We start from the raw sequence: 20274 nt of genomic DNA, 5'->3' as shown, positions 1-20274 counted from the left end.
CGCGTACGAGAGGTGACCGGCATCACCAAGACATAGAGTGACATTCGGCCGGCCGCGGTGTCTGTTCATCGACAGGCGCGGGAGGGGGGAGCGGTGTGACCACCGTCGAGCTCGACGACGTCACGCTGGTGGCGCGGGCGAAGGACGGCGACGTGCCGGCGTACGAGCAGCTGGTCCTGCGTTATCAGGGACCGATGTTCCGGCTGGCGGCCCGGATGCTGGCGAGCCGCGGAGACGCTGAGGACGTGGTGCAGGACGTGTTCCTGACCGCGTGGCGGCGACTGCCGCAGTTGCAGGAGGACGCGGCATTCGTCGGCTGGCTCTACCGGACCACGACGAACCGCTGCCTGAACGTCATCCGGGCCCGCCGGCCGCGTACCGACCTGGACCTGGACGCCACCGAGTCGGCCCGCCCGGACGCCCATCCGGAGCGGGCCGCCGAGGTGAGTGCGCAGCTCACCGCGCTGAATGGCGCGTTGCAGGAGCTGACCGCCGAGCAGCGGGCCTGCTGGCTGCTGCGTGAGGTGCACGGCCGCTCGTACGAGGAGATCGCCGACGCCGTCGGCAGCACCGCGACCGCGGTCCGCGGCCGGATCGCCCGGGCCCGGGCGCAACTGGCGGAGGTGATGAAACCATGGCGGTAGACCAGACGGGTACCGACTACCGGCTGCCTTGCGGTCGTTTGCTGGACGACGTTTGGGCTGGTCAGCCGGATGAACACGGGCGGACCTGCCGGCATTGCCGGACCGCGTACGAGAGCCTGCGGGCGCTCCGGGCGGCGACCGAAGAGCTGATCGCCGAGACCGACGAGCCGAGTGGACTGACCGACCGGATCATGGCGGCCGTACGAGCGGACATCCGGCGCCGGGACATGCTGCCGTTGTCCGGCGGGGTGGAGGTCAGTGAGCAGGCGGTGGCCGCGGTGCTGCGGTTCGCCGCGGACGGTGTCCAAGGCGTCCGGGCACGTCGCTGCCGGCTGCGCGTCACCGGCCTTGGCCCGGACGGCGAGCCGCTGGTGGAGGCCGAGTTGACGCTGGCGGTGAGCTACCTGAGCCACACGCATGAGGCGGTTGAGCTCGTACGAGAGAGAGCGTCGGCGGCTTGTACGGCCCGGGTCGGCTTCCGGCTGGCGCGGCTCGACCTGCTGGTGGACGACTTGTACGAGGGGGACCGATGAGCACCGAATGGGTGATCGGCCCCGCCGTGGTCGCCAGCGTGGCCGCGCACGCCGCGCTCGGCACCGCCGGGGTAGCCAGGTTGGAGCCGGGCGTCGGCGCCCTGGTCGGCGGCTGGAGCCGGGCCGCCCGCCAGCAGGTGCTCGGGCTGACCCCGGCGCCGGCCGAAGGCGTCACCGTCGCCGAGGACCTGGTCGTACGCGTCTCGGTCAGTGTTCGCGGCCCGGAGTCGGCGGCGCTGGTCGGACAGGCGGTGCAGCGCTCGGTCGTACGAGCCGTCGAGGCGGCCACCGGTGTGGTCGTACCAGCCGTCCTGGTGTCCATTGTGGACATCGCGGTGGTGCCGGTATGACCGCCCGTACGGATCTGACTGACCACCTGCTCGCCGCGCTGGCGTCGCTGCCCGGGTTGCGGCCGGCCACTCCGCCGGTAAATGCGTCTTTTGGCCGCTGGAGCTTGGAAACTCTGGCCATCGACGTGGACGAGAAGTCGGTCCGGATCCGACTGGTGGCCACCGCGCTGCCACTGCCACCGCTGCTGGCACACGCGACCGCGGTCCTGGAACCAGTGCTGGCGGCCAGCTCGTACGCGCAAGCGCAGCTCCGCCTGATCGTCACCGACCTGGACGCGGCCGCGCTGGCTCGGTGAATCGACGGCACGGTTTCACCAGACCGAGCGGTCCTCATCGGCGAGGATTCCCTGGCTTTGGAGGAAAAGCTCGCCCAGTTCGCGGGCCCGCCGACCCGCGTCGGTGTCACCCTCATGGGCGGCCATGATGGAGCCCTTCATCAGGATGTGCCATTTCCGCGCAAAGGCGTCCGGGTCCGCGGCGCCGGCGGCTTCGGCCAGCTCGCTGAGGAAGATCCGGATGTTGGCCAGGTGCCTCACGGTGGCCTGGTGGATCCGGCTGGTCGGGTCGTTGATTTCGACCATGATGGTGAGAAACGCACAGCCCTCGAAGTCGGGTTGGACGAACCAGTCGGAAAAGGTGTCGAAAATGGCGAGCAACTGTCCGCGTGGGGTGGACGCGCGTTCGCGTACTTCGGCCTGTAGCCAGTCCTTGGTCCAGGTCTGTTCGCGCTGTTCCAGGAAGTCCAGGATCAGGTCGTCCTTGGACGCGAAATTGCGATAGAGCGTCATTTTCGCGACCCCGGCCCGGGCGATAATGGCGTCCACCCCGACCGCGCGGGTGCCCTCGCGGCTGAACAGGTCGTAAGCGGCGCGGCGGATGCGCTCCCGCCCACCGCTGGGTCCTGTCGTTGGCTCGCTCACCGGTGCTCTTTTCGCGCTCACTCGTGCCGTCGCCCGACAGTCATCCCAAGTCTAGGCCACAGCATGCCGTTGGCGCTGGTCAACGCCGCGTCAGCCGCCGCTGCTGCCCACAGTGAGCTCGTCGGCGGCGTACTCAAGGGCGCCGCGTGCCGCGGCGAGCAGATGCCGGCGGGCCAGCGGTTCGCTTAGCCTGCCGACCAGTCGGGGGGAGCTGGTGAGCAGGCTGAGGCTGGCGGCGGCCCGGAGCCGGCCGCCGGCCTCCGGGTCGGTGGCCAGCAGTTCGGTCAACCGCTCCAGAGCCTGTCTCGTTCGTACGCCCGGAGGCAGGTTGCGGACCGCGGCGAGGCTGCTCTCCAACACGGCCATCAGCTTCCGGTGCTGCCACACCACGTCGAAGTAGTCGGCCAGGATCCGCTTCCGTCGCCCGGCCAGGTCGGTGATGGGCTCGCCGGCCGCGACCACCGCCTCGACCGCCTCCCGGACCGTGTCCGCGAGCGCGAGCAGGATCTCTTCCTTGTTGCCGAAGTGGTAGTAGAGCGCGGCTGACGTGACGCCCAGCCGCCGGCCGAGTTCGCGAATCGACGCCTTGTCATAGCCGACCTCGCCAAACAGGTCGATCGCCGCGGCCAGGATCCGCTCACGCATCTCGTTCAAGACATCCCCTTGCTTATCGATCGATTAGTAGCCTAGCATTCGACCGTACTTATCGATCGATTAATAAGTGGGCCGAGCGTTCCCCGTGACAGTAAGGAACTGGACGATGCATAAGACCCGGCTGCCGAACGGACTGACGGTCTGGATGGTCACCGGCCATGACGACGTACGAGCGGTGCTGACCGATCCGCGGATCAGCAAGGACCTGCGGAATGGGCGAACGGCGCTGGCCGCGGCCGGTTTCGACCTGCCCGATGACGAAGATGGCGCCGACATGAATCACGCCGATCCGCCAGTGCACACCCGGCTTCGATCGTTGGTGGCTCGGGTGTTCACCGGCCGGCGGGTTCGCGACCTGGAGCCGTGGATCCAGCGGCTCGCGGACGAGCTGGTGGACGGGTTTGGCAACGACGGGTTGGGCAACGACCGTGCTGTCGATCTCATCGCCGCCTACGCCGCGCCGCTTCCGGTGACGGTGATCTGCGAGCTGCTCGGCGTGCCGGCGCACGACCGGGCGTTGGTACGGCAGCTGTCCACTCGGCTTTTCGCTGAGGAGAACACGTCTGGACAGGACCTGCGCGGCTATATCGCCGATCTGGTCAGGGAAAAACGCCAGCGCCCGGACGGCGCGCTGTTGTCCGACCTGGTCGAGGTCAGCGACGGCGGCGATCGGCTCAGCGCCGCCGAGCTGGCGTCAATGACATTTCTTTTGTTGGTCGCGGGCCATGAAACCACCGTGAACCTGATCGGCAACGGCGTCCACGCGCTGCTCACGAACCCCGGGCAGCGGGCGATGTTGGCGGCCCGGCCGGAGCTGCTGGGATCGGCGGTGGAGGAGTTCCTGCGGTACGACCCGCCGGTCCGGCATGGCACTTTTCGCTGCGCTGTCGAGAATGTGGAGATCGGCGACGAGACGATCCCGGCCGGCGCCGTGGTGGTTGTCGATCTCGCCGCCGCCAATCGGGACGCCCGACAGTACATGGATCCCAATGACCTCGCGATCAGCCGGAAGGTCTCCGGTCACCTGGCGTTCGGACACGGCATCCACCACTGCGTCGGCGCGCCGCTGGCCCGTACCCAGGGCCGCATCGCCATCGCCACGCTGCTTCGGCGGCTGCCCGCGATGACCCTGGCCGGCCCGCCTTCACGCCGTACGGCCGGCATCATGTCCGGCTTCGGCACCTTGCCTGTCGCCTGGTAAAACACAGCTAGAGGTGACGCCCGGAGGACGTCACCCCTAGCATCGAGCTACATCTTGGCGGCGCCGGCGCGGACCGCCTCACGGATCCGGAAGTACGTGCCGCAGCGGCAGATGTTCCGCAGCTCGTCGAAGTCCGTGTCACTGATCTCGTGGCCATTCGCCCGGGCCTGCTTGACCTTCGCGATCGCGGCCATGATCTGGCCGGGCTGGCAGTAGCCGCACTCGGCCACGTCGTAATCCAGCCAGGCCTGCTGCATCGGGTGCAGCTCGCCGGTCTCCTTGTTGGCCAGGCCCTCGATCGTGGTGATCTCGTCGGTGGCCTTGATCTTGCTGACCGGCACCGAGCAGGGGTTGAACGCCTTGCCGTTGATGTGGCTCGTACACGACTTGCAGACATCCAGCCCGCAGCCGTATTTCGGTCCCTTCAAGCCGACCAGGTCACGGAGCACCCACAGCAGCCGCTCGTTGTCCTCGGCCTCAATGGTGATCTTCTCGCCGTTCAGAATGAATGAGTGTTTGGGCACCAAAGCTCCTAGAACGCGTAATCGAGGCCGTCGGTCGGCGAGTCGGGAATGGACGGCGTACGGGGCAGTGGCTCGAAACCGAGGGTGCCGTGATTGATCGGGAGGGTGGTCGGCATCGTCTTGGTCGCGCGGGCGTAACCACAGGCGACCGCGGCCAGCGAGGCGGCCACGCCCAGTTCGCCGGCGCCACCGGGATCGGCGCTGTTGGCTGGCATCACGAAAACCTGCACGTCGGTCGGCGCGTTCCACTGCCTGGTGTAGAAGTAGTGGTCCCAGCTGCCTTCCAGCGGCAGGCCGTCCTTGATGTGGATGCTCTGGGTGAGCCCGAGGCCAATGCCGTCGGACAGTGCGCTGATCATCTGCGCTTGCAACCCGAGCGGGTTGATCGGCAGGCCCACGTCGACCGCGATGGTCGCCTTGGTGATCCGCGGGCCGGTCACACCGTCGCGTACTTTCCGGTTCACCGTCGCGGGCCGGCAGTCGATCTCGACCAGGACGGCGACGCAGCTTTTGTACTCGGCGTGGAAACCGATGCCCTGCGCCATTCCGGCCGGCATCGCCTTGCCCCAGTCGCCGGCCTGCGCGACCTTGTCCAACACCGCCCGGAATCGGTCGTTCTTCATGAAAGACCGACGGAACGCCATCGGGTCCTTGCCCATCTTGGCGGCCAGCTGGTCGACCACCAGCTCCCGGGCGCAGGTCACGTTCGGCGAATAGACGTTGCGCATGCTGCCGGTGTGGAAGTCCAGCTGGACCTCGTTCAACAGCTGCGTAGTGACCCCGAAGTTATACGGCACCGACTGGGAAAGCGAGAACACCGTCTCGGAAAAACCGAGCCCGCCGACCGGAAGTTTGGACGCGGTGGCGGTCAGCGCCTCGCCCAGCCCGTGGGTGAAGTCGGTGAACACGCTGGTGTGCCGTTGTTCGTACGTGACGACGTTGCCGGCCGCATAAGTGGCTCGAATTTTGGCGTAGCACATGGGATGCGCGCGGCCATGCCGGATGTCGTCGGTACGGTGCCACATCAGTTTGACCGGCTTGCCGATCTTGTGGGAGACCTCGACCGCCTCGTACGCGGCGTCGCCGAACAGCTTGCGACCGAAGGAACCACCGCCGGTGATGACATGAACTTTCACCGCCGTCACGGGCATGCCGAGGCTGGTGGCGATTTCTTCCTGTACGTCGATGGGCGACTTCAGGCCGGCCCAGACCTCCGCGCTGTCCGCGCGTACGTCCGCGATCGCGCAGTTGGTTTCCAGTGCGGTGTTGCTGGCGAAGGGAAACACGAACTCCGCGTCGATGTATTTGGTCAGCAGTGGCGGCACGATCAGCGGCAGCGAGGCGGCCTTGAGCTTGGCCAACACCGTCGCGTCCGACTCTTTGTCAACGCTGCCACCGTTCCAGGTGACCTGCAGGGCCCGTACGGCGTCGATGCACTGTCCGAAGGTCTGCGCTCGTACGGCCACCCCGGTCGAGATCGTCACCACGTCGGTGACGCCCGGCATCGCCTTGACCTGCGCGAGGTTCTGGACGGACTTGACGGTGCCCTTGATCGTCGGCGGCCGGCACACCATGGTCGGCAGTGCGTTCGGCACGTCCAGGTCCATCGTGAACTGCTTCTTGCCGGTGACCGCGGCGAGCGCGTCGATCCGTTTTTGCGGCGTACCAACGACTTTGAATTCCGACGCGTCCTTGAGGTGGACGGCGACCTGCTCCACCTTCTTGCTCCGGGCGGCCACTGCCAGCGAGCCGTACGACGCGGTCCGGCCGGTCTGGGCGTGGTGGATGACGCCGGCCTTGACGGTCAGTGACGAGGTTGGCACCCCCCATTTGGTGGCGGCGGTCTGCAGCAGCCGGGACTTGGCGATGGCGGCGGCCGTACGCACCGGAGTGTAGAGCGAGCGCACCGAATTCGACCCGCCGGTGAGCTGGTTGAGCAGCAGCTCCGGGCGCGCGTCGGCGAGTGTGACGTGCACCTTGCTCATCGGCATGTTGAGCTCTTCGGCGAGCAGGATGGTCATCGTGGTGGTGATGCCCTGCCCGACTTCGGCCCGCGGCACCGCGAAGGACGCGGTGCCGTCGCTGTTCATCTGGATCGCGATCAGTCCGGAGGTGGGTGCGGCCGCCAGCGTGAGCGCGTCGCCGAGGTCCAGCAGCTCCGCGGGCTCCGGTGGGGACGGGATCGCCGCGTCCGCGTCGCGGCCAGCGAACGACTCGGCACCGATGCCGGCGGCGACCGCGAGGGTGGGCGCGGCGAGCAGGTAGCCGAGCACTCTGCGCCTTCTCAGGCCGGAGGGGGCAGCCGCGTGCTGAGGCTGTGGCTGGGGCGATCGACGGTGATCTGCCATCGGCTGTCCTTTCGGCCGGCTGGCAGCGGGGCGTGCCGGTCGGCTAACGGGTTACCCGGATGCGCCGGCATCCGCGGGCGTACGTCGAAGCATCCAATTCAGGCGCAGAGTGTGACACAGCGCACCACGTCCAACGAAGTCGTGTTTGCCCACTTTGCCCTGGGCGTGTTTGTGCAGGAGGCACATTTGGCGCCGGTGTTGCCGCAGATGCGGAGGAGGGGCGACAGAACAGCCGTTTTTGCGACTTCGGAATATTTTTCGCGATCCCAGCAGGTGGAATGACCTCTGGGACAGGGAGAACAACGCTACCTGTCCGGCGCCCAACCCGTCATACAGATCAGGCGCCGGACCGGTAGGTCCCCCAATGGCATGGCACAGACCGAAATCCGTGCCGCCATGGCTCCAGGGCCGATCAGCCGAAACGATCAACCCGTGACTAACTTACGTCCGTCCGGCTATTGGTAAAAGCGATTCCCGCTGAGGCAGTTGTCACACCCCGTGGTCTACAAAGTTGTTTGGTAGAGGTGGTTGTCCGGGCCGCGAACCGCCAGCCAGGCGGAGCCGTCGGGGCCGGCGGCCGCGCCGACCGAGCCAATGACGGCGTTGCTGGGAAACTCCGGGCGGTTGAACCAGCCGCCCCAGCCGCCGTCGGTGTGGTTGACCTGCCAGAGCGTGTAGTCGCTGGCTCGGGCGAACAGATAGATCTGGCCGAGCGTGGAAACCAGCGTCGGGCTGCCGCTGACGACGCCGCCAAGGCTCGACCAGCCTGCGTTCGTACGCACCCAAACGCTGTCGTCCGCGGCTCGTACGGCCACGTACATGCCGGTCCCATCGGTCACCGCTGAAGGCCGGCCGTAGATCGGTTTGTTATTCGGTGCGCCAAAACTGGTCCAACCGCTGGACTGCGTACGACTCCACACCCGGCCGTCGGTGCCGCGGCCGACCAACGTCCACGACTGGGGGCTGGTGAACGCGGCGGTCGGCGCGTCGGTGAGCTGGCCGCCCAGGCGTACCCAGACGCCCCAGGTGCCGTGCTGCAGGGTCCGCTGGTACGCGGCGTTGTCCAGGCCACGGACGAAAACGTCGATCCGCCCGTCGGTGCCGCGGTACGCGGCGGGCTGCCCGAGGATCGCGCCACCGAGTGGGGTCCACCCCGGCTGGCCCGTCGTTTTCGCTTCCAGGGAGCCATTCGCGGCGCGGGCGAACACCATCGCGTGAGTGTCGTCGAGTCGTACCAGTGCCGGGCTGGCCGAGGCGTCGCCGCCGAGATCGCTGCCAGGCACCAGGTCGGTTCCGTGCAACCGCAGGAAAGCCGTGCCGTGTGCGGGGACGGTGACGGTGTACGAGCCGGTCGCGGAGCCTCGGTCAGAGCGAGCCCGCAGGTCGCGTACGGCGACGGTGCCCCGCAGTCCGGCCTGCGCGAAGGTCACTGTCATCGATGTTGGTGCGGTGTTCCGGTTGAGCAACACGACCGCGCGGTTTCCGTTGCCGGACAACACTTTGCTGTATGTGTCGGTGCCGTTGGCGGAGGCCACTCGGACGCCCTGGATGGCCAGTGGATCCTGGTCGACGCCCACGATTTCCGGGTTTTTCAAGGTGTTGACCATGGACTGCGGCAGCGTCCGTGGATCCGAGCCGATGATCAGCGGGGAGGCCATTTCGGACCACATCACCAGCTGGCTCGTCGATTCTTCCTCGTTCAGCTCGTACGTGCCCTTTTCGGTCTTGCGCATGGGAATCAGGTAATCCGGGTCGTTGTAGTGCCCGGGCCCGTTCGCCTCCGGATGGGCGGCGTTGTCGTCCATGTTCCGCAGCACGTCGACCCAGATGCCTTCGTACGGCGTACCGAAGGCGATGTCGGTGTCGGTCCGCCAGGAGTCGGCGATCAACGGGCCGAAGGAGTACGAGACGCCGGCGACCTGGTCGGGACCGTGCGGCACGCCCCAGTCGTTGGTGACCGGGTTGCAGAGATTGAGCAGCATCGGTCGGCCGGCGGTGCGTACGGCGGCGCTGAACTGCGCGAAAACGTCGGCCGGCTTCAGGTTCTGCGCGATGCCACAAAGGAAGTCGATCTTGATGGCGTCGAATTTCCAGCCGGCGAAGCGTTTCGTGTCGTCCTGGTAGTGTCCGCCACTGCCGGCCGCGCAGTTCTTGCCGTCGGACGCGCCGGCGTCGGTGTAGATGCCGGCCCGCAGCCCACGACTGTGCAGGTAGCCCACCAGCGTCGGCAGGCCGCTGGGAAACTTCGCCGGGTCGGCGAGCAGGTTGCCGCTCGCGTCCCGCGGTTGCGGCGCGGTCCAACCGCCGTCGATCCAGGCGATGTCGTAGCCGGCGGCCCGCAGCCCGCTGGACACGAGATAGTCGGCGACCGCCTTGATCTTGTCCTCAGACGGGGCGCCGAGTCCGTAGTAGGTGTTCCAGCCCATGGAGGGCGTACGCGCCAGGCCACTGTCGTAGTACGTCGGGGCGCCCTGGTCGACGGCGCCGGTGGTCCGCCCGTACCTGGCTGCGGCTGGACCGGTGAAGAGGGCGAAAACGCAGGTCAGAGCAGCGAGAAACGCGGTGGCTAGGCGCCATCGGCGGCTTCTGGAGGGCATGGCAGAGCACCTTTCGTCGGCACGACGGCATGGCGGGGCTACTCGCCCGAAGCAGCATGCAAGGTGACCTGGCTCACTGTCAATAATAATTCATAAATAATGACTTAACGAGGGTCGGATGCCGGCAATGTGCCATTGCTGGTGGTTTGGTTACGGAGCGACCGGGCGGCGGCCGAGGGCGAGGAAGAGCAGGCCCGCGATGCCGAAGCCGACCAGGAAGGTGATGTCGCCGACGGCGGGGAGCACCTTGGGCACTGGCGCCGTGTAGAGCGTCTGGTTCGCGAACAGCACGATCGAAACGGCCGCGCCGAGCACGAACGCGGCGAGGCCGGCCCAGTTGCTGTGCGTACGGTCCTCGAGCAGATGGCCGGCCTGTTGGCCGCGACGCAGGAACTGGTCCACGAAGACCACCGCGAGCCACGGGCTGATCCAGTACGAGATGACCAGCAGGAAGCTCTCGTACGCCGCGCCCGCGTCGGAAAGGCCCAGCCACGCGAGGAAAAACCCGACCGTACCGAAGCCGAGCGCGACGATGGCGCGGCGCCAGGCCAGCGGCAGCGTGATCCCGAGGGCGAGGAAGGCGAGCGCGCCGGAATAGATGTTGAGCGAGTTCGCGGCGACCGCTCCCAACGCGATCGCCAGCAGGGTCAGCGCGGCCAGCCAACCGGGCAGGTGACTGGTGAAGGCAGCGGTCGGTGTGTCGGTGGATTTTCCACCAATCGTGGCCGAAGCGGCGCCGATGAGCATCAAAACACTGCAGGAGAGGAAAAGTCCGAGTCCGGCGAACCAGCCGACGGCTCGCGGGCTGACGGTTTTGGGGAGATAGCGGGTGTAGTCGGCGGCATACGGGTTCCAGCCGGCGGTGTAGCCGAAGGCGGTGCCGACGGTGAGCAGGAAGCCGCCAATGCCACCGGCGGACGCACCGCCGGGTTGCGTCTTGGCAAGAATCACTATCCCACTGATCGCGAAAATCAGTGCCAGCACCACGAAAACGTACTTCTCGTACGCCTGCACCAGATTGTGCCCGAAGAATCCGATCCCGACCTGCGCCACCACGATGATGAGCAGACACAACAACACCGGCAGCCGGGTGAGGGTGTTGAGCGCGAACGCGCCGCTGACGCTGTTCACCGCGAACCAGCCGATCCCGGCGGTGAGGGACATCAGGCCAGCCGGCAGCGTGTTGCCCCAATAGCCGAAACCGAGCCGGCTGAGGACCATTTGCGGCACGCCGTAGCGAGGTCCACGGGCGGACAGCAGCCCATGAGCGAGCGAACCAAGCGCATTGCCGATCACCACGCCGAGCACGGCCTGCCACAGATTCAGCCCGAAAACCGACACCGCGAGCACTCCGACGAAGATCGTCGCGAACTCCAGGTTCGGCGAGGCCCAGGTCCAGAACAGCTGGTGCGGTTTGCCGTGCCGGTCGGCGTCGGCCACTGATTCGATTCCGCCAGGCTCGACCGCCACGACCTTGTCCCGGTATTCACCGACGGCGGTGGTCGCCGCTTTCGGTCGTACGGTGGCCATAGTGTCCGCCTCTCTTGCACGCCCCACTGGAAAATAAGCGGAGGATGTTTCGTCGGCGTTGCGCAGCCTATCCAACCGCGCCGAGGTCCAGCTTTTCTTCGCGATAATCGGCGGCAATAGCGGCCGGATAGGTGGAATGTCCGAGCAATACGGGAAGAGGCTGGTTTCGCAAGAAAAGGCCAGTGAGTTCTAGGTCTTTTCGACGCCGATGTCCTCGAACCACAGATCGGGATGCTTCTCGATGAATTCCGTCATCAGCGACACACAGGCCGGATCGTCCAGCAAGGTGATCCCGACGCCGTTTTCGGCCAACCAGTCGTGGCCGCCGTGGAAAGTGGTGGCCTCGCCGATGATCACGTGCGAGATGCCGAACTGGCGGACCAGGCCGCTGCAGTACCAGCATGGCGACAACGTGGTCACCATGATCGTGTCGCGGTAGTGCGGGCGGCGGCCAGCGGCCCGGAACGCGCAGGTCTCGGCGTGCATCGACGGATCGCCGTCCTGCACTCGCCGGTTGTGGCCGCGGCCGAGCAGCTCGCCGGTCACCGTGAAAAGCGCCGCGCCAATCGGTACGCCGCCGGCTTCTCGGCCCAGCAGCGCCTCTTCGCGCGCCACCGCCAACAGTTGCTCAGCGTCGTACGTCCGCATGCGTACGAGCGTAGGCGAACTCGACGGGACTGCCACCCCGTCGAGTCCGCCTGGCACGCCCTAATGGGTGCCGAAGTCCTGCGTCCAGTAGGTCGGGTAGGTCGCGTGGGTGGTCTGCACGTAACCGACACCGATGTCCCGCAGGCTGCAGTTCAGGATGTTCGCCCGGTGGCCGGTGCTGGCCATCCAGCCGGACACCACCTTGGCCGGGGTCGGGAAGCCGGCCGCGATGTTCTCCGCCCAGCGGTGCCAGCGGTAGCCGGCGGCGGTGATCCGGGCGCCCGGGTCGCGGCCGCTCTGGGTGTTGTGGGAGAAGTAGTTGTGCGCGGCCATGTCCGCGCTGTGCTGCTGCGCGACCTTGGTCAGCGTGGCGTTGAGCGTCAGGTTGGGGCATCCGTGCGCGCGCCGGTTCTGGTTCGTCAGCGTGACGACCTGGTTCACGTAGTCACCGGTAGTAGCGGCCTGCGCTGGTGTCACGGACACCGCGGTGGTCACCGCGGTCGTACCGAGGGCTAAAAAGAGCGCGACAAAGACACGGCTTGTTCTCATTCTGGGTCCTTCGCGGTCGAGGCGATCGGGGGTTCGCCTGATGACGGTTGTTCCTGGCGCGCGGGGATTCCGAAGAGTTATCGGCCACAGATCGCCGAATGTAACCAATCCCCGAAATTCCGTCCGATATGTCCGATGATTCGTACGAAGATCAACAACCCGTATTCGGGCAGTCACCTGAAAGCGCCGAAAAGTCGGGGACCCGTCCCGAGTGGAGCCGGCATTATGCCCGACGTGCGGGATTTATGGGACCGGACTGGTCGAACAAAGGGGGCGGACGTGCGGCGGATTCGATCCAGCGGCATTTCCAGGGTGGTTATGGTGGCGCTGCCACAGGTGGCGATGGCCGCCGTCCTGGCCGCCGTGGCGGTCGCGGCGCATGGATCCGAAGAGAATGTCGGCAGCGCGTACGGCTCGGGTGACGGTAGTGAGAAGATTGCGGTAGGTAAGCCGAATATCGCGGTGAGTACGACCGATGAACTCGTCGCCGCATTAGCCGCGGCCACCCCCGGCCAAACCATTGACATGGCGCCCGGGCATTACGATGGCAATTTCTTCGCGACCAGAAAAGGCACCGCGGGCCAGCCCATCACGTTGACTGGGCCGCGTACCGCCGTGTTGTCGAATTCAGCCGGGAAATGCGATCCGGGCGACGGCGATATCAAGTTCTGCGGCTATGGCATGCATCTGCACGGCGCCGACTACTGGAACCTGACCGGTTTCGCGGTATCCGACGCGGCGAAGGGGATCGTGCTGGACGGATCCAGTCACGTGGTGATCGACCGGGTCGAGGTGTCCGATGTGGACTCCGAGGCAATCCACCTGCGCGGCTCCAGCTCCGACAACGTGATCAGCGATTCGGTCGTCCATGACACCGGTCGGACTCAGCCGCAATACGGCGAAGCGATCTATCTCGGGTCGGCGAAAAACCACTGGGATGAGTTCGGGGTGGATGGTGGTCCCGATCGCAGCGACCGCAACCAGGTGATCGGCGACCACCTCGGACCGAATGTGGCGGCCGAGGAAGTGGATATCAAGGAGGGCACCACCGGTGGGGTGGTGAAGGGAAACACCTTTGACGGGCACGGTATCTCCGGCCAGAATGCCGCCGATTCCTGGATCGACGTGAAAGGCGACGGCTATCAGCTCTCCGACAACACCGGCACGTACGACGGAGTGGGGTCGCTGGTGGACGGTTATCAGGTGCACCAGGCCGTCGACGGCTGGGGATGTCAGAACGCGTTTGTCAGCAACAGTTCCGACCTCGGTGGCGCCGGCGGGTACGCCATCGATGTGACGGATCAGAAGAAATGCGACCAGCCGAACGTCGTCTACGCCAGCAACACGGTCAAGAACGCTGGCAGCGGCCTCACAAATATCACCGTCACCAACTGATCACCGCATTTACGCTCCGACAGGCCGGCCGAACTCCGCCTTTGCGGCTTCGTTCGCATTCGGCGGATTCCTGCCCTAGCTTTGGTTGCTGACCAGTCAATCTTTCGCAACCGTGAGGCTTCCATGCGCCTGTCCACCCGCAACCAGCTGCCCGGCATCGTCAACTCCGTCGACTTCGGTGAGGCCATGGCGATTGTCAAGGTCACCGTCGACGGCGGTCACCCGATCACCGCTTCGATCACCCGGGAGGCCGCTGAGGACCTCAAGCTCGTCGAGGGCAGCCGGGTCACCGTGCTGGTGAAGTCGACCGAGGTGATGCTCGGCGTCGAGTAATCGCGGTCCCCAGCACCTGCTAGCCAGCGCTCGCGATCACTGCGCTGACCTCGGCGAGAGCACGGCGTGACTCAGGCAGCAGGACGACCGCGATGAAGACATGGAAAGCGCCCGGATATTCGTGTACGACCACGGGCGTGCCGGCCTTTGTCGCGAGTTTGCGGCAGTCGGCGACGAGCATGTCGTTCGTACCAACGAAAACCTCTATCGGTGGCAGTCCGGCGAGGTCCTCGTTGATCGGGCTCACCGACGGCAGGTCGGGGGAGTCGTCACCGGCCCACAGCCGGCCGGCCTCGATCAGCCGGGGCAGCGTCAGCATCGGATCGGTGTTCGCCAGGTCGCCGATGTCCGGGTTCTTCATGGTGACATCGAGCCAGGGGGCGAAAAGCAGCAGTCGGGCCGGCGAGGTCAGCCCGGCCTCCCTGATCTGCGCAGCCAGCGCCAGCGCGAGCCCACCGCCGGCCGAGTCGCCACCGATGATGACGCTCTCGGCGCTGGTGAGCGCTTTCTCGTAATAGCGCAGCAATCTGGGGAAGGCGTCGCGATGGGTGCCCTTGGGTGCCAACTGGTAGAACGGCACCAGCACCCGGATCCCGTTCGCGACCGCGAGCCGGTGCACCAACCACCAGTGGGCCGTCAGAATGGGGCTCACGTAGCCGCCGCCATGCAGGTAGAGCAGCGTTTTGGTGGGCTTCGGCGCGTTCTTCGGCACTATCTCGTACGCCGGCAGGCCCTCGAAGTCCCTTTTGGTGACAACGCACGCCTTCATGAGCGACGCCGGTGGTTCGGCCGGAGCAGCGACCGGGCCGGGCCCGCCGGTACGTGCGAACCGGCGGGCCGCGCGGGCCTTACTGGCCCGCAGCACCAAGGTCATGGACTTCATCATCAGGCTGGACATGGCGCCGATTCTAGGCCCTGTCTGGTTATTGCGGCGGGCGATAGCCGAGCCCAGGAGCCGGCTGGCGGCACCGCGGAAAAGCCCCCATAGCGCTGCTATGAAGGCTTTCCCGCGGCACCACCAGCCAACTCCTGGATCTCGACTCTCATCCCACCGCAATAACCAGACAGGACCTAGCCGCGTGCACCTTCCACAGTTCGCTTTCCGGGTCGCGACGACAGCAGGCACATGCCGGCTGGGAGCAGGATTCCGCGAACAACGGTCGCGTCCAGCAGGATGGCCGCAGCCATCCCGATACCGAGCATCTTGTATTCGATAGCCGACAGGGTCACGAAAACGCCGAACACGGCAGTCATGATGACGGCGGCGCTGGTGACCACACCCGCGCTCGCGCCAATTCCCGCCACCACCGCCTCCTTTGTAGGCAGGTCGGCCTGACGTTCCCGGATCCGGCTCACGATGAAGATCTGGTAGTCCATGCTCAGCGCGAAAAGCAGGACGAACATGAACAGCGGCAGCCAGCCGGTGACTCCACCGTACGGCCGGAATCCGAGCACCGACGACAGGTGCCCATCCTGGAAAATCCACGTCACCAGGCCGTAAGCGGCGCCGACTGAGAGCAGGTTGAGCGCGATCGAGAACAGCGAAACGGCCACCGAGTGCAAGGTCACCGCCAGCAGCACGAAACCCAGCACCAGCACGAAAGCGAAGACCAGTGGCGTACGGCTGCCCAGTTGTTGGTTGAAGTCGTACGAAACGGCTGTCTTTCCGGCCACCGCGTAGGTGACTCCCGGCATCGGCCCCAGTGCCGATGGCAGTGCCTGCTGGCGTAGGAATTCCAGCGCGCGGTCGGACACCGCGTCCGCGCCGGTGCCGGCGAGCGGCACCCGTACGACGAGCACGCCGCCGACTTTCGTGGCGATCACCGGCTCGGCCAGCAACCCGCCGCTGTCCGCAACTTCTGCGTTTAGAGCAGCCAAAATCTGGGCACCTTGCGCCGGTCCGCTCACCACCACCTTGGCCGGGGTCAGGACACCGGGAAAGGCCGTCTGGACCCGCAGGGCCGCGGCGACCGCCGGAGTGCTGTGCGGCAGGCTGTCGGTGGCGGCCGGGTCGTGCAACCGCATCCCGAGTGCGGGAAGTGCCAGCGCGGCCAGCGTGAGAGCACCCACGACGGCCCAGACGACCGGCCGCCGGGTCACTTTTCGGGCTGTCGCGGACCAAAGACGGGACGGGCGCGCGTGCGTACGCCAGCGGCCGAGCCACGGGACGCGGAGCCGGTCCACCCACGGACCGAGGGCGGCCAGCAGTGCGGGCAGCGCGATCACCGCACCAGTCAGGGACAAACCGACGACCAGCACCGCGCCAACCGTCAGGCCGCGGAAGTTGTCCAGGCCAGTGCACAGAAGTCCGGTCAGACACAGCATGACGGTCAGTCCGGAGACCAGCACCACCCGGCCGGACGTGCTGGCGGTGATCCGTGAGGCGTCGTTCGCGGTGCGGCCCGCGGATCGCTCCTCGCGGTAGCGGCGCAAGGAGAACAGCGTGTAGTCGACGCCGACCGCGATCCCGATCAGCAGGATCATCGCCGAGGTGGCGCTGTTGACGGAGATCCATTTTTCGATGAGCGCGAGGAAACCAAAGGTCGCCACCACCGCCGTCCCGGCGAGCAGCAGGGGGATCGACGCGGCGATCAGCGAACCGAAGACGACCAGCAGGATGACTACGGTCAGCGGCAGGGAAGTTCTTTCCGCGCCCTGGAAGTCCGCCTTGATGCCCTGGTCGACGGCGGCCGCCAGGCTGAGGTCGCCGGACTCGGTCAGCACCACGTTCGGGTGTCGCGCGGCCACTTTCCGTACAGTGGCGGCAATCGCGGTGGCCTGTGCGTGGAGTTGGGTTGCCGGTCCAAGGAATGCAAAGGACACCAGCAAATCCCGAGAACGTACGGCGGTGCGTACGTCCGTCACCGGCATCGTGCCCAATGTCGCCACCAGATCGTCGTCAGCGTCGTCGCGATCGTTGCCCTGCAACAAAACGTTGTCGCGGATCGGTTCGACGCCATTCTGTGTGGCCAGAATTCGCTCGGCCCGGCCGGCTTCACCCGGATCCTGGGTACGGGCGTTCGGCCCGTTCGCGAGCGTGCCGGTGAGGATCGCGATCACCACGAGCGCGAGCCAGCCGCCGATCGCGGGGGCTCGGTGCCTTACCGCCCAGGCGGCGATGCGCCCGGTCAACGGCCGGTTTTCGGACAGCATGAACTAAGGTCCCTTCAGGAGGAGCACGCGTTTCTCCGGTTGCCTGGACCGTCGAGTGGCAGCTCGGCGGTCCAGGGTTTACTCGACGTCCTTGAGGATTCGCTCGACCGAGCCCATCCGAGCCTGCACGTCGGCCATCCGCTCCGCGAGGGCGGTCAGTTGTTTCTCGGTGTTTTCCTGCGTACGCGCCACTCTCTCGGCGAGATCTCGGTAGTCGTGCTGGGCCGCCAGCAGTGCCTTGGCCCGCCGGGTGGCGCCGACCTGCCAAATGGTCACGGTCACCACGGAGATAATCAGGACGAACGCGCCGGCGGTGCCAATCACCTCCTGCCATTGCCAGGTCATCAAGGCTGTCCTTTCTCGTCGGTGTGGTCGGGAACGCTGAGGGTTTGCGCCGCGAGCGCGACGGTTTCCGGCGTCAGGTGGAAAACGAACGGGTTCACCCGGTAGAACTTCATCGCCTTGCCGTCCGCGGACAGCTCGAGTCGGGACGTGACCAGCCCGGCGGCTTCGAGCCGACGCAGGTGCGCCTGCAGCAGCGCGCGGCTGATCCCGAGCCGGCGGGCCAGCTCACTCACGTACGTCTCCTGGTCGGCGAGAGCGGCGATGACCCGCAGGCGATGCGGGTTGGCGAGCGTACTGAGCGCACTGACCAGGTCGTCCCCGGAGCCGCCCGTCCACATGCAAACGTACGTTAGCAGGTGCTCACTGCTATTGGCGTACAGACGTCAACAACGCCCCTTCGCGGGCGGCGAAGGGGCGTTGTTGGTGGAGGTCCTTCTAGTGCATGGTGGCGGCGAGGACCGCGCGTTGGGTGGGGCGGGCGGCCTGGTAGCGGGCCCGGCCGGCGTCGGTGATGCAGATGAAAATGGCCCGCCGGTCCAGTTCGCAGATCTCGCGGGTGACCAGGCCCTCGCGTTCCAGCCGGGCGATCAGCCGGGAGGCGGCGCTCTGGCTCAGCGGCAGGCTCTCGAACAGATCCTGGCCACGGCACTGGTCCTTGTCCATCTCCACCAGTCGCTCCAGCGCCTCGAACTCGCTCACTCCGAGGCCGTGACCCTCCTGGAGCGCGCGCTCAATGGCGCAGCTCACAGTCGAATGTCGGGCGAGTAGTTCGTGCCATTCGTGCACGAGATCGCGCTCGGCGGAACTGTCGGTGGCAGCGTTTACGCTGGTAACCGGCCTAGTGATGTCCTTGGCAAGGGTGGCCATGGCGGCTATCGTACCAGATGCATGAGCATAAGATGCGTCACCATTAATTGCGTTGGCATCTTATGCATATGCATGTAGCTTGATCAACGTGACTTCTTTCGACACCACCTCTCCCGGGACCTCCCGGGCCTTACCGGTCGGACAGCGGTGGGACGCACGCCTGTGGGGCGTTCTCCTGGTTGTCTGCATCGTGGTTGCCCTCGACGCTCTCGATGTCTCCATGGTCGGCGTCGCGCTGCCGGCCATCCGCGCCGACCTCGGCCTTTCCACCTCCGCGCTGCAGTGGGTGGTGAGTGGGTACGTGCTGGGCTACGGCGGCCTGCTGCTGCTCGGCGGCCGGGCCGCTGACCTGCTCGGGCGCCGCCGGGTGCTGCTGATCGCGCTCGCTGTCTTCGCGGTCGCCTCGCTGCTGGGCGGGCTCGTGGACAACGGCGCGCTGCTCATCGCGGCCCGCTTCATCAAGGGCATGGCCGCCGCCTTCACCGCGCCGGCCGCGCTTTCGATCGTGACCACCACCTTCCCGGAGGGCCACGCCCGCAACCGCGCGCTCAGCATCTTCGGGGTGTTCGGCGCCAGCGGCTACTCCCTCGGCCTGGTCTTCTCCGGCGTGATGACCCAGGTGGGCTGGCGCTGGACCTTCCTGCTGCCGTTCCCGATCGCGGTGGCGACGCTGTTCGCGGCGTACCGGCTGATCCCGCGCAGCGCGCGGCCGGAGAAGGACGGTCGCGGATACGACATAGCCGGCGCGATCCTTGGCGTCGCGGCCGCGATGTTGCTGGTGTTCACCGTGGTCAGCGCGCCGGAGGCGGGCTGGGCGTCGGTGCGTACGATCGCCGGCCTGGTCATCGCCGCCGCATTGGCCACCGCGTTCGTCCTGGTCGAACGCAACACCAAGCACCCACTGCTGCGGCTGGGCATCCTGCGGGGCGGCGCGTTGCGGCGGGCCAACCTGGGTGTGGTCGCGTTCTTCGGCGGCTACATCAGCTTCCAGTTCGTGGTGATGCTCTACCTGCAGGGCGTACGCCACTGGTCGCCGCTGCAGACCGCGCTCGCGTTCCTGCCGGCCGCGCTGATCGTGGCGATCGGGTCGCCGCAGACCGCGAAGATCGTGGACCGGATCGGCACCGCCCCGACGATCGCCGCCGGCGTGGTCGCGCACGTCGCCGGCTACCTGCTGTTCTTCGACGTGGGCCCGGACAGCAACTACTTCACCACCTTGCTGCCGAGCATGTTGTTGCTGGGGGTGGGTTTCATGCTGGCCTTCCCGGCGTACAACATCCAGGCCACCGCCGGGGTCGGCGACGACGAGCAGGGCTTGGCCGGTGGGCTGCTGAACACGTCCGTACAGATCGGTGGGGCGGTGGTGCTGGCCGTGGTGACCGCGGTCGTCACCGCGAGCGGCGGCACGCAGGCCTCGTCGGCGGCACTGCTGGCCGGTTTCCGTCCGGCGCTGTTCGTGATCTCCGGCGTAGCGACCCTCGGTTTGCTCGTCGCGGTGCTGGGCCTGATCGCCCACGCCCGTCGTACGCCCGAACCGGCCGCTGTGCCCGTACCGGCTTCGGCTTCCGTCCCGGAGCCGACCCCAGCCCTCGTTGACTAACTCTCCGTCACGGCCCTTTTGACCGCATCGACGCGATGCGTGCGCTGGACGCACGTATCGCGTCGATGCGGACGTCTGGGCTG

The 20274-nt window shown here is 66.7% G+C and carries 21 protein-coding genes; 8 read left to right on the top strand and 13 right to left on the bottom strand.

The window, feature by feature from the left end; genetic code table 11:
• Nucleotides 1-95 precede the first annotated feature (95 nt).
• From ABD301_RS37715 to ABD301_RS37700, 4 genes are read left to right on the top strand one after another with little or no spacing between them, the layout of a single operon-like run.
• Complete coding sequence (locus ABD301_RS37715) at nucleotides 96-644, top strand: RNA polymerase sigma factor (RefSeq protein WP_344314888.1); 549 nt, start codon at nucleotides 96-98, stop codon at nucleotides 642-644.
• Entirely contained in the window at nucleotides 635-1177 is a 543-nt protein-coding gene (locus tag ABD301_RS37710; protein WP_344314887.1) for an Asp23/Gls24 family envelope stress response protein, read from the top strand. The genes ABD301_RS37715 and ABD301_RS37710 overlap by 10 nt, the downstream gene beginning before the upstream one ends.
• The gene (locus tag ABD301_RS37705; protein ID WP_163568453.1) at nucleotides 1174-1527 is read left to right on the top strand and encodes an Asp23/Gls24 family envelope stress response protein; all 354 of its coding nucleotides are present in this window, start codon (nucleotides 1174-1176) and stop codon (nucleotides 1525-1527) included. The genes ABD301_RS37710 and ABD301_RS37705 overlap by 4 nt, the downstream gene beginning before the upstream one ends.
• Nucleotides 1524-1823 (top strand): hypothetical protein, encoded by a 300-nt coding sequence (locus ABD301_RS37700; RefSeq protein ID WP_163568454.1) that lies wholly within the window; start codon nucleotides 1524-1526, stop codon nucleotides 1821-1823. Before ABD301_RS37705 ends, ABD301_RS37700 begins: the two co-directional genes overlap by 4 nt.
• A 15-nt stretch (nucleotides 1824-1838) precedes the next feature.
• On the opposite strand, the gene ABD301_RS37695 is transcribed toward ABD301_RS37700, so the two are convergent.
• Entirely contained in the window at nucleotides 1839-2447 is a 609-nt protein-coding gene (locus ABD301_RS37695) for a TetR/AcrR family transcriptional regulator (protein ID WP_344314886.1), read from the bottom strand.
• Nucleotides 2448-2537: 90 nt separating this feature from the next.
• Nucleotides 2538-3092: a TetR/AcrR family transcriptional regulator gene (locus ABD301_RS37690; protein ID WP_163568456.1), complete on the bottom strand. Its 555-nt coding sequence runs from the start codon at nucleotides 3090-3092 to the stop codon at nucleotides 2538-2540.
• Between the two features lie 115 nt (nucleotides 3093-3207).
• On the opposite strand from ABD301_RS37690, the gene ABD301_RS37685 reads away from it, so the two are divergent.
• On the top strand, nucleotides 3208-4302 hold the full coding sequence (locus ABD301_RS37685; protein ID WP_344314885.1) for a cytochrome P450 family protein: 1095 nt from the start codon (nucleotides 3208-3210) through the stop codon (nucleotides 4300-4302).
• Between the two features lie 47 nt (nucleotides 4303-4349).
• On the opposite strand, the gene ABD301_RS37680 is transcribed toward ABD301_RS37685, so the two are convergent.
• From ABD301_RS37680 to ABD301_RS37655, 6 genes are all read right to left on the bottom strand, one after another.
• Nucleotides 4350-4826: a (2Fe-2S)-binding protein gene (locus ABD301_RS37680; RefSeq protein WP_344314884.1), complete on the bottom strand. Its 477-nt coding sequence runs from the start codon at nucleotides 4824-4826 to the stop codon at nucleotides 4350-4352.
• 8 nt (nucleotides 4827-4834) lie between these two features.
• Entirely contained in the window at nucleotides 4835-7174 is a 2340-nt protein-coding gene (locus tag ABD301_RS37675) for a molybdopterin cofactor-binding domain-containing protein (protein ID WP_344314883.1), read from the bottom strand.
• Nucleotides 7175-7677: 503 nt separating this feature from the next.
• Nucleotides 7678-9771 carry a DUF8189 domain-containing protein gene (locus ABD301_RS37670; RefSeq protein ID WP_344314882.1) on the bottom strand — a complete coding sequence of 698 codons (2094 nt, stop codon included), beginning with the start codon at nucleotides 9769-9771 and terminating at the stop codon, nucleotides 7678-7680.
• Nucleotides 9772-9921: 150 nt separating this feature from the next.
• Complete coding sequence (locus tag ABD301_RS37665; protein ID WP_344314881.1) at nucleotides 9922-11301, bottom strand: purine-cytosine permease family protein; 1380 nt, start codon at nucleotides 11299-11301, stop codon at nucleotides 9922-9924.
• A gap of 189 nt (nucleotides 11302-11490) precedes the next feature.
• Nucleotides 11491-11949: a nucleoside deaminase gene (locus ABD301_RS37660; protein ID WP_344314880.1), complete on the bottom strand. Its 459-nt coding sequence runs from the start codon at nucleotides 11947-11949 to the stop codon at nucleotides 11491-11493.
• Between the two features lie 60 nt (nucleotides 11950-12009).
• A complete protein-coding gene (locus ABD301_RS37655) occupies nucleotides 12010-12498 on the bottom strand; it encodes a CAP domain-containing protein (protein WP_344314879.1) in 489 nt (162 codons plus the stop codon).
• 279 nt (nucleotides 12499-12777) lie between these two features.
• Between ABD301_RS37655 and ABD301_RS37650 the strand changes: the two genes are divergently transcribed.
• A complete protein-coding gene (locus ABD301_RS37650) occupies nucleotides 12778-13893 on the top strand; it encodes a right-handed parallel beta-helix repeat-containing protein (RefSeq protein WP_344314878.1) in 1116 nt (371 codons plus the stop codon).
• Between the two features lie 123 nt (nucleotides 13894-14016).
• Nucleotides 14017-14226: a TOBE domain-containing protein gene (locus ABD301_RS37645; RefSeq protein ID WP_163568459.1), complete on the top strand. Its 210-nt coding sequence runs from the start codon at nucleotides 14017-14019 to the stop codon at nucleotides 14224-14226.
• A gap of 19 nt (nucleotides 14227-14245) precedes the next feature.
• On the opposite strand, the gene ABD301_RS37640 is transcribed toward ABD301_RS37645, so the two are convergent.
• From ABD301_RS37640 to ABD301_RS37620, 5 genes are all read right to left on the bottom strand, one after another.
• Nucleotides 14246-15124, bottom strand: coding sequence for an alpha/beta hydrolase (locus tag ABD301_RS37640; protein ID WP_344314877.1), 879 nt, complete (start codon nucleotides 15122-15124; stop codon nucleotides 14246-14248).
• Nucleotides 15125-15297: 173 nt separating this feature from the next.
• Nucleotides 15298-17379, bottom strand: coding sequence for an MMPL family transporter (locus ABD301_RS37635; protein WP_344314876.1), 2082 nt, complete (start codon nucleotides 17377-17379; stop codon nucleotides 15298-15300).
• A gap of 78 nt (nucleotides 17380-17457) precedes the next feature.
• Nucleotides 17458-17724, bottom strand: a complete 267-nt coding sequence (locus ABD301_RS37630) for a hypothetical protein (protein WP_163568462.1) — start codon at nucleotides 17722-17724, stop codon at nucleotides 17458-17460.
• Complete coding sequence (locus ABD301_RS37625) at nucleotides 17724-18062, bottom strand: ArsR/SmtB family transcription factor (protein WP_163568463.1); 339 nt, start codon at nucleotides 18060-18062, stop codon at nucleotides 17724-17726. The genes ABD301_RS37630 and ABD301_RS37625 overlap by 1 nt, the downstream gene beginning before the upstream one ends.
• A gap of 97 nt (nucleotides 18063-18159) precedes the next feature.
• Nucleotides 18160-18591, bottom strand: a complete 432-nt coding sequence (locus ABD301_RS37620; RefSeq protein ID WP_344314875.1) for a MarR family winged helix-turn-helix transcriptional regulator — start codon at nucleotides 18589-18591, stop codon at nucleotides 18160-18162.
• 88 nt (nucleotides 18592-18679) lie between these two features.
• Between ABD301_RS37620 and ABD301_RS37615 the strand changes: the two genes are divergently transcribed.
• Nucleotides 18680-20191: an MFS transporter gene (locus ABD301_RS37615; RefSeq protein ID WP_344314874.1), complete on the top strand. Its 1512-nt coding sequence runs from the start codon at nucleotides 18680-18682 to the stop codon at nucleotides 20189-20191.
• Nucleotides 20192-20274 lie beyond the last annotated feature (83 nt).

The organism is Fodinicola feengrottensis (genome assembly GCF_039530045.1).
GTDB lineage: Bacteria > Actinomycetota > Actinomycetes > Mycobacteriales > HKI-0501 > Fodinicola > Fodinicola feengrottensis.
This window is presented reverse-complemented; position numbering and strand designations above follow the sequence as displayed.

Bases quoted from the DNA above. Each gene is read 5' to 3' on its own strand.
- ABD301_RS37710 (WP_344314887.1), top strand. From the start codon at position 635: ATGGCGGTAGACCAGACGGGTACCGACTACCGGCTGCCTTGCGGTCGT.
- ABD301_RS37705 (WP_163568453.1), top strand. From the start codon at position 1,174: ATGAGCACCGAATGGGTGATCGGCCCCGCCGTGGTCGCCAGCGTGGCC.
- ABD301_RS37700 (WP_163568454.1), top strand. From the start codon at position 1,524: ATGACCGCCCGTACGGATCTGACTGACCACCTGCTCGCCGCGCTGGCG.
- ABD301_RS37690 (WP_163568456.1), bottom strand. From the start codon at position 3,092: ATGCGTGAGCGGATCCTGGCCGCGGCGATCGACCTGTTTGGCGAGGTC.
- ABD301_RS37685 (WP_344314885.1), top strand. From the start codon at position 3,208: ATGCATAAGACCCGGCTGCCGAACGGACTGACGGTCTGGATGGTCACC.
- ABD301_RS37675 (WP_344314883.1), bottom strand. From the start codon at position 7,174: ATGGCAGATCACCGTCGATCGCCCCAGCCACAGCCTCAGCACGCGGCT.
- ABD301_RS37670 (WP_344314882.1), bottom strand. From the start codon at position 9,771: ATGCCCTCCAGAAGCCGCCGATGGCGCCTAGCCACCGCGTTTCTCGCT.
- ABD301_RS37665 (WP_344314881.1), bottom strand. From the start codon at position 11,301: ATGGCCACCGTACGACCGAAAGCGGCGACCACCGCCGTCGGTGAATAC.
- ABD301_RS37660 (WP_344314880.1), bottom strand. From the start codon at position 11,949: ATGCGGACGTACGACGCTGAGCAACTGTTGGCGGTGGCGCGCGAAGAG.
- ABD301_RS37655 (WP_344314879.1), bottom strand. From the start codon at position 12,498: ATGAGAACAAGCCGTGTCTTTGTCGCGCTCTTTTTAGCCCTCGGTACG.
- ABD301_RS37645 (WP_163568459.1), top strand. From the start codon at position 14,017: ATGCGCCTGTCCACCCGCAACCAGCTGCCCGGCATCGTCAACTCCGTC.
- ABD301_RS37640 (WP_344314877.1), bottom strand. From the start codon at position 15,124: ATGTCCAGCCTGATGATGAAGTCCATGACCTTGGTGCTGCGGGCCAGT.
- ABD301_RS37635 (WP_344314876.1), bottom strand. From the start codon at position 17,379: ATGCTGTCCGAAAACCGGCCGTTGACCGGGCGCATCGCCGCCTGGGCG.
- ABD301_RS37630 (WP_163568462.1), bottom strand. From the start codon at position 17,724: ATGACCTGGCAATGGCAGGAGGTGATTGGCACCGCCGGCGCGTTCGTC.
- ABD301_RS37625 (WP_163568463.1), bottom strand. From the start codon at position 18,062: ATGTGGACGGGCGGCTCCGGGGACGACCTGGTCAGTGCGCTCAGTACG.
- ABD301_RS37620 (WP_344314875.1), bottom strand. From the start codon at position 18,591: ATGGCCACCCTTGCCAAGGACATCACTAGGCCGGTTACCAGCGTAAAC.